Genomic DNA, 12,634 nt, shown 5'->3' on the forward strand with positions numbered 1-12,634 from the left:
GCCGCATGTTCCTCAGGCGACCGACCAAGGAAGTGGGAACGCTGCCGCAGTGGCGGCTGATGTGGCGGCAGTTCCGCAGGCACCGGCTCGCGCTGGCCGGGATGGCCATCCTGGTGCCGGTGTATTTCGTGGCGATCTTCGCGGAGTTCTTCGCGCCAATGTCCAGCTCGACCGCGAACACGTCGATGACGTACGCGCCGCCGCAGGTGCTGCGCTTCTCGGGCGACCTCGGCCTGTACGTGCACGGCTACCGCACCGAGCGCGACCCGAAGACGTACGAGCAGCGCTACACCGAGGACCCCGGGCAGCGGATCGACGTCGGGCTGTTCGTGCACGGCGACGAGTACGAGCTGCTGGGCCTGATCCCGTCGGACCTCCACCTGATCGGCCCGGTCACCAAGGGCGAGCCGGTCTTCCTGCTGGGCTCCGACCAGAACGGGCGGGACCTGCTGTCCAGGCTCATCCACGGGGCCCGGGTGTCGCTGTCGATCGGCCTGGTGGGGGTCGCGGCCAGCTTCTTACTCGGCATGCTCATAGGCGGCATATCCGGATATTTCGGGGGCGGCGTGGACAACGCCGTGCAGCGGGTCATCGAGTTCCTGATCGCGATCCCGACGCTGCCGCTCTGGATGGCGCTCTCGGCCGCGCTCCCGACCGACTGGGGGCCGCTGACCAGGTATTTCGCCATCACGGTGATCCTTTCGCTGATCGGGTGGACCGGGCTGGCGAGGGACGTGCGCGGACGCTTCCTGTCGCTGCGCGAGGAGGACTTCGTCATGGCCGCCCGGCTGGACGGCGTGGGCCGGCTGTCGATCATCTTCCGGCACATGATCCCGTCGTTCGCCAGCCACATCATCGCGTCGCTGTCGCTGGCCATCCCGAGCATGATCCTCGGCGAGACGAGCCTGAGCTTCCTCGGGCTCGGCCTGCAGGCGCCGGCGGTGAGCTGGGGCGTGCTGCTGGAGGGCGCCCAGAACATCCGCGTGGTCGCGAACGCCCCCTGGCTGCTGGCGCCGGGCGTGGCGGTGGTGATCGTCGTGGTGGCCATGAACTTCTTCGGTGACGGTCTGCGTGACGCGGCGGACCCGTACGGGAACAGGAGGGTCCGGCGTGGCCGCAGACGACGTGCTGCTTGAGATCGAGGACCTGCGTACCCACTTCCTGCTCGACGACGGCGTGGTCTGCGCGGTGGACGGCGTGGACCTGCGGGTGCGCAAGGGTGAGACGCTGGCCATCGTCGGCGAGTCCGGCTGCGGGAAGAGCGTCATGGCCCGCTCGATCCTGCGCCTGGTGGACCCGCCGGGCCACATCGAGGGCGGGCGGATCACGCTGCACCGCGACAGCGGCCCCGTCGAGCTGGTCGGCGCGAACCGCCGGCTGCTGCGGCAGGTCAGGTGGCGGGACATCGCGATGGTGTTCCAGGAGCCGATGGCCTCGCTGAGCCTGGTGCACACGATCGGCAGCCAGATCGTCGAGGCGGTCCGGCTGCACGAGAACGTCGGCAAGGCCGCCGCCCGGCGGCGCGCGATCGAGATGCTCGACCGGGTCGGCATCCCCATGCCGCAGCGCCGGGTGGACGCGTACCCGTTCGAGCTGAGCGGCGGGATGCGGCAGCGCGCGATGATCGCGATGGCGCTGTCGTGCCGGCCGAGCCTGCTCATCGCCGACGAGCCGACGACGGCGCTGGACGTGACCACCCAGGCGCAGATCCTGGAGCTGCTGCGGGACCTGCAGGCGGACTTCGGCATGGCGATCATGATGATCACGCATGACCTGGGAGTGGCCGCGCAGGTGGCCGACAGCATGGCGGTCATGTACCTGGGCCGGGTCGTGGAGTACGGGGCGGCCGAGCAGGTGCTGGCCGCGCCCCGGCATCCGTACACGCGGGCGCTGCTGCGCTCGATGCCCCGGCTCGGACGGGCCTCGCGGACCCGGCTGACGGCCATCAAGGGCATGGTGCCCCCGCCGTACGCGCGGCCGGACGGCTGCCCGTTCCACCCGCGCTGCGACTCCGTCGTGGCCGGGAAATGCGACGTCGTGCTGCCGCGCCGGGTCCCGATGGCCGACCGCGAGGTCTCCTGCCTGCTCTACGAGGAGGAAGCGTGAGCACGGAACCCCTGCTCAGCATCGAGGGGCTGACGAAGCACTTCCCCATCCGCAGCGGGCTGCTTGGCCGCCAGGTGGGCGCGGTGAAGGCGGTGGACGAGGTCGACCTGGCCATCGAGCCCGGCAGCACGCTCGGCCTGGTCGGCGAGTCCGGCTGCGGCAAGACCACGCTCGGCCGGTGCATCGTGCGGGCGCACGACCCGACCGGCGGGCGCATGCTCTACCGGCAGCCGGACGGCTCGGTCATCGATGTGGCGGGGCTGCAGGAGAAGGAGCTCAAGCCGTACCGGGCGCAGGTGCGGATGATCTTCCAGGACCCGCACTCCTCGCTCAACCCGCGCAAGACCCTGCGCGAGATCATCGGCGAGCCGATGCGCGCCCACAGGTACGGCTCCAAGGCAGAGATCGACGAACGTGTCGGCGAGCTGCTCGACCGGGTGGGCCTGCGCCCCGAGTACGCCAACCGCTACCCGCACGCCTTCAGCGGCGGCGAGCGGCAGCGGGTCGGGATCGCGCGGGCGCTGGCCCTGTCACCCCGGCTGGTGGTGGCCGACGAGGCCGTGAGCGCGCTGGACGTGTCGGTCCGCGCCCAGATCCTGAACCTGCTGAGGGACCTGCAGGAGGACTCGGGCCTGGCCTACCTGTTCGTCAGCCACGACCTGGGCATCGTCGAGCACGTCTCGGACGTGGTCGCGGTCATGTATCTCGGCAAGGTCGTCGAGCAGGGCCCCACCGAGGAGCTGTACACGCGGCCGCTGCACCCGTACACCGAGGCGCTGCTGTCGGCGGTGCCCGACCCGGACCCGGCGGCCAAGCGGCACCGGGAGCGGATCAAGCTGCTGGGCGACATCGCCGACCCGGCGCACGTGCCGCCGGGCTGCCCGTTCCATCCGCGCTGCGTGTACGCCAGGGACACCTGCCGTACGGAGCCGCCGCCGCTGCGCGAGATCGGGGGCCGCCGGGTGGCCTGCCACCTGGCCGAAGAGCTGGAGCTGCGCGGCGTGCCGGACCCGGACGTACGGGAGGTGAAGGCATGAGTGATCCGCGCTTCGACGGCGTCGTCAGGCCGTCGGCGGACCTTCCGGGTGCGCGCGAGGCGCTGCTGCCCGCGCCGCACGGCCCGGACAACCACGCGGCCAACCTGCTGCGCACCCAGGGCGGCGACCTGCTGTGCACCTGGTTCAGCGGCCCCGAGGAGGGCCACCCCGGCACCGACGTCGTGCTGTCGCGGCTGGCCGGCGACCGCTGGGAACCGCCCCAGGTGATCGCCGCCGACCCGGAGCGCAGCGAGCAGAACCCGGTGCTGTTCGAGGCGGACGGGCTGCTCTGGCTGCTGCACACCTCCAGCGAGCCGTACGACCAGAAGAGCGCGCACGTCGTGGCCAGGACCTCGGCGGACGCCGGGCGCACGTGGAGCGAACCCCGGGTGCTGCTCGCCGAGCCCGGGATCTTCGTGCGGCACCCGCCGCTGATCCTGGACGACGGCACCTGGCTGCTGCCCGCCTACCACTGCGGCGCCTCCGGCGACCGCAGCGTCGTCGAGGTCAGCGCGGACGGCGGGCGCACCTGGGCCGAGCACCCGGTCCCCGGCAGCCGCGACCTGGTGCAGATGACGATCGCGCGGCGGCCGGACGGCCGGCTGCTCGCGCTGTTCAGGGACCGGAAGGCGGGCCGCGTCCACGCCTCGGCCTCCGCCGACGGCCGTACGTGGTCGGCTCCCGAACGGACCGACCTGCCGAACAACGACTCCTCCGTCCAGCTCACGAGGGTGGATGGCCGGTTCGCGCTCGTCTACAACGACGCGAGCCTGGAGCGCGACCAGTTCAGATGGGTGACCAAGAACGGGGAGCGGCGCAGGAAGGCACTGCGCACCCCGCTGGTCCTCGCGGTGTCGGAGGACGGCGGAGCCCGGTGGCCGCACCGGCGGGTGCTGCAGGACGCCGACCCCGAGTACTGGCAGAACGAGCTCGGCTACTCCTACCCGAGCGTCATCGACGGCGGCGGCGGACGCCTCCACGTCGCCTTTTCCTACCTGCGGAAGACCATCAAATATCTGGAGATTGACCAGCCATGAGATTCAGGCAGAGCATCTTGTACGGCGCGCTGGCGGTGGCCGTGGCCGTCCCGTCGTACGTCACCGATGACGGCGGCGGCGTGGTGCGGGTGGAGCCGACCGGCTCGTACGCCTGCCGCCAGGACGTGGCCGCCCCCGACCCGAACGTGCCCAAGGTGCACGCGGCCGCGATCGCGCAGGCGCCGACGGGCGACATCCTGACCGTCTACTACGGCGGCACCTCGGAGGGAGCGCCCAACCAGGCGCTCTACCTGTCGCGCCTGGCGGTGGGCAAGAAGACCTGGTCCAAGCCGGAGGTGGTGTTCGACGAGCCGGGCAAGGCCGACGGCAACCCGGTGCTGTGGTCGGACGGCAAGCGCCTCTACCTGTTCTTCGTGACGATCGAGGGACACGGCTGGGAACAGGCCCCGATCCGGCTGATCACCTCGGACGACGGCGGCCACACCTGGAGTCAGCCCACCTACCTCCGCAAGGAGTGGGGGTGGATGGTCGGCACCAACCCGATCCGCATGTCCAACGGCGAAGTACTGCTGCCGATCTACGACGAGGCGGGGTCCAGCTCCGGCTTCTACGTCTTCAGCCAGGACATGAGCACGTGGAAGGCGTATCCGGAGGAGCACACGAGCTGGATCAAGACGGCGAAGAGCTCGATCCAGCCGACGGTCGTCGAGGTGGAGCCGGGCAAGCTGGTCGCCTACATGCGCACCGGTGACGGCGCGATCTACAAGAGCGAGTCCACGGACTTCGCCCGCACGTGGAGCGCGCCGGTGGCCGAGCCCATCGGCAACCCGAACTCGCGGATCGCCGCGCTCAAACTGGACGACGGCAAGCTGGTGCTGGCCTACAACCCCTGGGTCGAGCACCGCTCCCCCATGCGGGTGTCGCTGTCTCCCGACAAGGGCCGGACCTGGGAGAACTCCGTCGACGTGGAGGCGCAGTCGGGGCCGCAGTTCACCTATCCGGTGATGACGCAGAGCAGCGACGGCTTCATCCACATGGTCTATTCCTACAACCGCAACAACATCCGGCACGTCGTCTTCAACGAGTCCTACCTGCGTGACGCCGTGGGCCTGCTGTCGAACTGGCCCGAGCACACGATCACCGAATTCAGGAGCGGCGTCCGGCGGAATGTCGTGCGCCAGTGCAGCTACACGCCTTCCAAGGGGGAAACTGAATGAAGCACAAGACCCGCGGGCTCGCGCTGCTCGCGCTCGCTCTGACCGTCGTCGCCACCCCCGCGAACGCCTCGGCGGGCGCCTCGGCCGCGGAATGTAAGAACGTCCCCAACAAGTACAACCAGCCGTTCAGCGTCTGTGACGACGAGCTGTTCATCTTCGCCGCCAACTACAAGCCGTTCGAGTCGAGCGTCGACGGGAACAGGCAGGGGACCAGGGTCTTCGACGAGATCATCGGGAACAGGCTGCGGGCTGCGTTCCCCGGCGTCAAGATCAAGTACGCGACGTGGGACCTCCCCGTACGCTACGAGAACCTCAAGAGCGCCGGGGTCACCCCCGACATCATCATCGAGGACCCGAAGTCCCGCATCGACCGCGACCTGGAGCCGATGGGCTGGGTCGGCGACCTCACCCCCGACCTCCAGAAGGCCGGCATCGACCTGAGCAAGCTCAACAAGGCCAGCGTGGAGCTGGTCAAGTCGCGCTCCGACGGCGGGGTCTACGGCGTGCCGCTGTTCATCGACGAGCACGTGCTGCTCTACAACAAGAAGATCTTCGACAAGTTCGGGGTGAAGTACCCCAAGCCCGGCATGACGTACGACGAGGCGTACAACATGGCCAAGAAGCTGACCAGGGACGACGGCCTGGACCACTACAAGGGCTACATGCAGCACCCCGACCAGTACCTGGAGTTCAACCAGCTCGGCCTCTACCCGTTCCAGCCCACCACGAGCGAGGAGCCGAAGCCCGAAGAGGTCAAGGTCAGCATCAGCGGCAACGGCTGGAAGCAGTACGTGGAGAACCTGTACCGCTTCCTGGAGATCCCGCGCAACGACTTCACCACCGTCACCGACTTCTTCAAGGGCGACATGAGCCGGCCGGGGCACCTGGCCATGGCGGTCGAGACGCTGTCGCGGCTGAACATGTACGCCGGCAGCGAGCTGTTCATCGAGGACGGGGACGAGGAGTCGTTCAAGGAGCAGGCCAAGAACGTCGACATCGGGGTCACCTCCATCCCGGTGCTCAAGCGGGGCTCCAAGGCGATCTACCAGCCGAACACCCGGGCCGCGTTCATCCCGCCGTCCTCGGCGAAGAAGGAGCAGGCGCTGCAGATCGTCAAGTGGCTGGTCTCCGAGGAGGCCCAGACCGAGCTGTCCAAGCAGGGCATCAAGGCCGTCCTGCAGACCGACAATGTCGTGTCGAACTTCGGCAAGAGCGTCCCCGAGCTGGCCGGCATCGACACCTCGGGCGTGTACTGGGGCGAGAACGCCACCGTGTCGAACTACCAGAACACCGAGTTCTGGGACCTGCCGCTGTACTCGGTCTTCCGCCAGCACGTGCTGCGTGACGGCATGACGGCCGAGCAGTCGCTGACCGTCTCCGAGCAGCAGGACATCCCCGCCTACATCAAGGCGCAGGCCGCCGCTGGGAAGGACTGGTGATTTCTCCGGACACCGTGGAGCGCTGGGGCGTCCACGAGATCGAGCTGGCCGGACCGGCGGGCGGCAACCCCTTCGCGGAGGTTCGCCTGTCGGCCCGGTACCGGTACCGCAACCGCGTCGTGGAGGCCGAGGGCTTCTACGACGGCGACGGTGTCTACCGCGTCCGGTTCATGCCGGACGCGGTGGGTCCGTGGCGGTTCACGACTGTCAGCAACGTGAGCGAGCTGGACGGGCACGCGGGCGGCTTCGAGGTGACGCCCGCGTCCGCCGGCAACCACGGTCCCGTGCGGGCCGTGGGGACGGGCTTCGCGTACGCCGACGGGACGCCGTACCTGCCGTTCGGGACGACCTGCTACCACTGGACGCACGACATGGACGAGGAGCGCGAGCGCGAGACGCTGCGGACGCTGGTGGCCTCGCCGTTCAACAAGCTCCGCATGTGCGTGCTGCCGACCGGGCGGATGTCGCCGCCCGAGGTGCCCTTCGCCGGGGACGACCCCGGCGGGCTGGACAAGACGCGCTTCAACCCGGTGTTCTTCCGGCACCTGGAGGCCCGGATCCGGGACCTGCGGGACATCGGGGTCGAGGCCGACGTGATCCTCTTCCACCCGTACGACGAGGGTCTTCGCGGGGTGGAGGACATGGGGCGCGAGGCCGATCACGCGTACCTGCGCCACGTCGTCGCCCGCCTGGCGGCCTACCGCAACGTGTGGTGGTCGGTCGCCAACGAGTACGACTTCAACCACGCCAAGACCGTCGCCGACTGGGACGACCTGCTGCGGACCGTCGTGCGGCTGGACCCGTACGAGCATCTGCGGTCGATCCACAACGGGACGCGGATGTACGAGGTCGCCTCCCTGTACGACTTCACCAAGCCGTGGGTGACGCACCAGAGCGTGCAGCACTGGGACGCCACGCTGACGGACGAGTGGCTGCGTACGTGCCCCAAGCCCGTGGTGATCGACGAGATCTCCTATGAGGGGGACGCGGGCAAACGCTGGGGCAACATCAGCGGGCCCGAGCTGGTGGACCGGTTCTGGGAGGGCATGGTGCGCGGCGGGTACGTCGGGCACGGCGAGGTGGTGACCGGCGGGCCGGGCCGGCCGTGGGTCGGCAACGGCGGCGAGCTGCGCGGGCAGAGCCCGGCCAGGATCGCGTTCCTGCGCGAGGTCATGGAGGCCCGACGCGACGGCGTCCTGCTCCGTTACCTCGGCCGGCGCCGGCCCTCCTCCGTGACCGTCGAACTCCCGGAAGGGAACTACGAGGTGGAGCTGATCGACGCCTGGAACATGACGATCACCCCGGTGGACGGGGTGCACCGGGACCGGGCGCGCGTCGGGCTGCCAAGCCGGCCGTACCTGGCGCTGCGAATGACGAGGGTGTGATCATGATTTCGCTGGCCACCACCGCGCTCGGCTGGCACCTGCAGGGCGAGAAGCGGCGGGCGCGGACGCTGGCCACGCTGGAGTCGTCGCCGTTCGACCGGGTGCGGATGGCGGCGTTCGCGACGCGGTGCTCGCTGGACTCGCTGGAGGAGCGGGTGGCGGAGCTGGGCGCGATCGGCGTGACGGCCGAGCTGGTCCTGCTGCACCCCTCCGACGGCATCGGGGACGTGGACGCGGCCGCCCGCCTGGTGGCGGAGGTGGTGCCGCGGCTGGCCGCGCACGCGAACGTGTGGTGGTCGCTGGCCACCGACCCCACCCTTTTCCCCGAAATTTCCGAACATGACTGGGTACGTCTCGCGGACCTGGTCGCCGAGGAGGACCCCGGGCACCACCCGCTGTCGATCACCGCCGAGGCGGGCTCGCCGCTGCTGTGGCGGCGCGCGTTCACGCACGGGAGCGTGGCCGCGCGCAGCCCGCGCGACGCCTGGGTGGGGACGCGCGACCACCACAAGCCGGTGCTCATGGACATGTGCGGGTACGAGGGGGACTCGGACGATCCATGGCACAGCCTGACCCCCGAGGAGGTCGTCGCCCAGGCCTGGGACGGGTCGGTGCGGCGCCGGTACGTCACGCACGGGGAGTCGTACCTCGACGACGAGGGACTGACCTGGTCGGAGGCGGGCGGCACGCTGGCGGGCGCGGCCGTGGCGCGGCTGGGGCTGCTGCGGGAGGTGATCGCCGAGACGCCCGCGCAGGCGCGTTACCGGGATCGGGACGCGCCGATGCTGGAGGTGCCCGGAGAGTTCTACCTGGAGTACTGCGGCGAGCACCGGTTCCCTGAGCGGGTGTACGAGGTGCCGGCCGGGCGGTACGAGGTCGAGGTGATCGACACGTGGGAGATGACGGTCGGCTCGCTGGGGGTCCAGGAGGGCGGGACGCTGACGGTCCCGCTGCCGGCCACCGGGGCCCAGGCCGTCCGCCTCAGGAGGCACGCGTGACGGCGTCCGCTGTTGTCGCCGCCCTCACCGAGCCGGGCGGGAAGGTCGTCGAGGTGGTGCCCGGCGAGGGCGGCCCCGAGGTGCGGCTGCGCCACCGCGACGCGGACGGCCCGCACCTGCGGGCGCCGCTGCGCGGCCTGCTCACCGCCTCCACCGGCCGCCCCTGGCGGATCGAGCACCCGGGCTCCGTCCACCTCGCGCCCCTGGGCGAGGCCCTGGTGGTGACGGCGCGGACGGGGCCGCTCGAGGCCAGGCTGGAGCTGGCCTTCACCCCCGGCGGCCTGCTCACCCTCACCGCCACCTGGCACAACGACTCCGAGCACGAGGTGACCGACGTGGCGGCGGGCCTCCTGCTCCCCCTCCCCACCGACGACGCGAACGTCACCATGCCCGGCGTCCTCTACAACGGCAACCCCTCCTCCGCCCCCCACCGCAGGGTCCCCCGCGTCGAGCCGGGCGGCGGGTTCGTGTGCGAGCAGGACCGCCTGCCGATCCCCGCCGTCAACGCCGCCTGGCACGGCCGGTACGTCAGCCTCTTCGCCCACCCTGCCCCCCGCCGCGACGCCGAGGGCAGGGTCACCTACGACTCCCTGGGCCTCATCAGGTCACCGGGCCTGACGGTGGCGGCGATGACCGGCGTGATCATGTTCGACGGCAGGCCCGACGTCTGCTACGTCAGCAAGGCGGAGGTCGCGGACGACCCGATCGGCTACCGGACCCTGGCCCCGGGCGAGACGATCACCACCAGGCACACGCTCGACTGGGGCCCGGTCGAGCCGCGCGGCCACGGCTTCAGGAAGCTCGTCCATACGCGGCTCCACCAGGAGGACGAGGGCGCCCGCCCGCTCGGCCGGGAGGACATCGTCCGGCTCAAGGCCAACGCCATGGACGCGCGCTGGACCGGCCACGGCTACCTCGCCTACGAGGGCACCCGCCACGGGCGGCCCCGGTCGTACCTGTACGGCTGGACCGGCCAGTGCCTCAAGCTCGCGCTGTGCGACGCCCTGCTCGGCCGCCCGGAACGCACCCGCCGGGCGGCGGACTTCTACGTCGAGGGCAGCCGGACGCCGGCCCCAGGGCTGCGGCACGGCCGGTACCTGCTCGACGACGGCCGGTGGGAGACGTTCCGCAAGGACGGCGCGGACTTCGTCTCCAGCCGCGCCCACGGCGAGACGGTAGCCGACCTGGCCGGGATCGCGCTGCACTTCAGGGAGGCGGGGCTGCCGGTCCCGCCCGCGTGGGAGGAGGCCGTGGAGGAGGCCGCCGCCTTCTTCTGGCGGACCAGGCTCCAGGAGGGCATCGTCCCGATCGGCTGGACGCCGGACGGGCGGCCGTTCTCGGCGATGGTCAGCGCGGCCGGCATCGCCTGCGTCCAGGCCATGCTGGGCGCGTATCGGCTGAGCGGCGAGCGGGTGTGGCTGCGGCGGGCCGAGGAGGTGCTGGGGCACTACCACCGGCTGCACGCGGCCACGTTCGAGCGGCCGTTCGCGCACGCCACGCTGGACGCCTCCGGCGAGGACAAGGAGGCCGGGATGTACTACTTCCTGGCCGCCTTCGAGCTCTACCGGCTCACCGGCCGCGACCTGTACGCGCGGTGGGCGGAGGCGGCGGCTGACTGGCTGCTGACGTTCGTCTACGTGTGGTCGCCGGAGTTCGACGCGGGCAGCACGTTCGAGCGGCGCGGGTTCAAGGCGTGCGGCTGGCCGTCGGTCAGCGTGCAGAACCACCACCTCGACGTGTTCTTCCCGACCTCCGAGCTGATGGAGTTCGGCCTGATGACCGGCCGGCCCCGGTACGCGGCCAGGGCCGAGACGATCCTGCACGCCATGGGCCAGGGCATCTGCCGCGAGCCCGGCGACTGGGGCTTCGAGACGCCCGGCGAGCAGGGTGAGGGGTTCTTCCAGACCAACTGGCAGCGCAAGGGCGAGGCGAACACGTGGAACCCGTCCTGGGTGATCGCGCTGCCCCTCTACCACGCGCTGCGCATGAGGAAGGTTCCATGAACGAGGAAGAGGCGTGGCGGTACGCCGACGAGTTGCGCGAGCGCGTGCGGCCGCCGGAGTTCCCCGACCGGTGGTTCGACCTCACGGAGTTCGGCGGCTCAGGGGGCACGTGGACGGGGGCGTTCCACGCCGCGATCGAGGCGTGCCACCAGGCGGGCGGCGGCCACGTGCGGGTGCCCGCGGGCACGTACCCCACCGGCGCCGTCCACCTGCTCAGCAACGTGGACCTGCACGTGGAGGCGGGCGCGACGATCCTGTTCAGCACCGACCCCGCCGACTACCTCCCCGCCGTCTACACCCGCTTCTCGGCCATCGAGTGCTACAACTACTCCCCCTTCGTCTACGCCTACGGCCAGGAGAACATCGCGATCACCGGCGCCGGGACGCTCGACGGCGGGGCGGGGCCCGAGCACTGGTGGCCGTGGGTGGGCACGCCGGAGTTCGGCTGGCGGCCGGGCACGCCGCACGAGGCCGACGACTGGGCAGCGCTGCAGCGGATGGCCGCGCGGAACGTGCCCGTCGAGGAGCGCGTGTTCGGCGCGGGCCACTACCTGCGGCCCAACCTGATCCAGCCGTACCTGTGCCGCAACGTGCTGGTCGAGGGCGTGCGGATCGTCCGCTCCCCCATGTGGGAGATCCATCCCGTACGCTGCGAGAACGTCCTGGTCAGGAACGTGACGATCCACTCGCGCGGCCCCAACAACGACGGCTGCGACCCCGAGTCGTGCCGCTCGGTGGTGATCTCGGGGTGCGTGTTCGACGTGGGCGACGACTGCATCGCGATCAAGGCGGGGCGCGGCCCTGACGGGCGGCGGGTCGGGGTGCCGTGCGAGGACGTGCTGATCGAGGACTGCGACATGCGTTACCGGTACGGCTCGGTCGCGATCGGCACGGACACGACCGGCGGGATCCGCAACGTCTTCGTCCGCCGCTGCCGCTGGGGCGGGCCCGGCCTGTACTTCGGGCTCTACATCAAGACGAACTCGGTGCGTGGCGGCTTCGTGGAGAACGTCTTCGTCAAGGACATCGAGATCAGCGGGCTGACCAAGGAGGCGGTCTCGATCGATCTCTACCACGGCGACGGTCACAACGGCGACGAGGCGCCGCTCATCCGCAACATCAACGTCGCGGGGCTGCGCAGCGACCGGACGCGCAGCGCGTACCTGCTGCGGGGGTATCCCGAGCAGCCGCTGAGGGAGATCACGATCAGGGACAGCTCGTTCACCGGGGTGCTCCGGGCCGACGTGGCACAGCACGTCGAGGACCTGTCGGTCACCGGCGTCACGGTGAGCCGCTGATCACGATCCATCGGCGTGCGTGATTCACGGGAAAGCGGTGATGCCGTTAGGCCAAACTGGTGCCGTAGCGGGCTCGAGAAAAGGCAATGGGGAGCGGTCCTGAAAGGACGACTCCCCTGCCTAAGTCTTACCGAGGATAGTCCCCGTCAACAT

10 protein-coding genes are annotated in these 12,634 nt (G+C 70.5%); all 10 read left to right on the top strand.

Annotation, left to right across the window (positions count from 1 at the left end; translation table 11 throughout):
• Positions 1–5 precede the first annotated feature (5 nt).
• From ACWDRB_RS42030 to ACWDRB_RS42075, 10 genes are read left to right on the top strand one after another with little or no spacing between them, the layout of a single operon-like run.
• Complete coding sequence (locus ACWDRB_RS42030) at positions 6–1,136, top strand: ABC transporter permease (RefSeq protein ID WP_449903604.1); 1,131 nt, start codon at positions 6–8, stop codon at positions 1,134–1,136.
• Positions 1,111–2,106: an ABC transporter ATP-binding protein gene (locus tag ACWDRB_RS42035; protein WP_397369523.1), complete on the top strand. Its 996-nt coding sequence runs from the start codon at positions 1,111–1,113 to the stop codon at positions 2,104–2,106. Before ACWDRB_RS42030 ends, ACWDRB_RS42035 begins: the two co-directional genes overlap by 26 nt.
• Positions 2,103–3,143 (top strand): ABC transporter ATP-binding protein, encoded by a 1,041-nt coding sequence (locus ACWDRB_RS42040; protein ID WP_449903606.1) that lies wholly within the window; start codon positions 2,103–2,105, stop codon positions 3,141–3,143. Before ACWDRB_RS42035 ends, ACWDRB_RS42040 begins: the two co-directional genes overlap by 4 nt.
• Positions 3,140–4,180: a sialidase family protein gene (locus ACWDRB_RS42045; RefSeq protein ID WP_449903608.1), complete on the top strand. Its 1,041-nt coding sequence runs from the start codon at positions 3,140–3,142 to the stop codon at positions 4,178–4,180. The genes ACWDRB_RS42040 and ACWDRB_RS42045 overlap by 4 nt, the downstream gene beginning before the upstream one ends.
• A complete protein-coding gene (locus ACWDRB_RS42050; protein ID WP_449903611.1) occupies positions 4,177–5,358 on the top strand; it encodes a sialidase family protein in 1,182 nt (393 codons plus the stop codon). Before ACWDRB_RS42045 ends, ACWDRB_RS42050 begins: the two co-directional genes overlap by 4 nt.
• The gene (locus ACWDRB_RS42055) at positions 5,355–6,797 is read left to right on the top strand and encodes an ABC transporter substrate-binding protein (RefSeq protein WP_449903613.1); all 1,443 of its coding nucleotides are present in this window, start codon (positions 5,355–5,357) and stop codon (positions 6,795–6,797) included. Before ACWDRB_RS42050 ends, ACWDRB_RS42055 begins: the two co-directional genes overlap by 4 nt.
• The gene (locus ACWDRB_RS42060) at positions 6,794–8,182 is read left to right on the top strand and encodes a DUF5060 domain-containing protein (RefSeq protein WP_449903616.1); all 1,389 of its coding nucleotides are present in this window, start codon (positions 6,794–6,796) and stop codon (positions 8,180–8,182) included. Before ACWDRB_RS42055 ends, ACWDRB_RS42060 begins: the two co-directional genes overlap by 4 nt.
• 2 nt (positions 8,183–8,184) lie before the next feature.
• Positions 8,185–9,180, top strand: coding sequence for a DUF5605 domain-containing protein (locus tag ACWDRB_RS42065; protein ID WP_449903619.1), 996 nt, complete (start codon positions 8,185–8,187; stop codon positions 9,178–9,180).
• Positions 9,177–11,183 carry a hypothetical protein gene (locus ACWDRB_RS42070; RefSeq protein ID WP_449903621.1) on the top strand — a complete coding sequence of 669 codons (2,007 nt, stop codon included), beginning with the start codon at positions 9,177–9,179 and terminating at the stop codon, positions 11,181–11,183. The genes ACWDRB_RS42065 and ACWDRB_RS42070 overlap by 4 nt, the downstream gene beginning before the upstream one ends.
• The gene (locus ACWDRB_RS42075; RefSeq protein WP_449903623.1) at positions 11,180–12,481 is read left to right on the top strand and encodes a glycoside hydrolase family 28 protein; all 1,302 of its coding nucleotides are present in this window, start codon (positions 11,180–11,182) and stop codon (positions 12,479–12,481) included. Before ACWDRB_RS42070 ends, ACWDRB_RS42075 begins: the two co-directional genes overlap by 4 nt.
• The last annotated feature ends 153 nt before the right edge of the window (positions 12,482–12,634 follow it).

The organism is Nonomuraea sp. NPDC003707 (genome assembly GCF_053587055.1).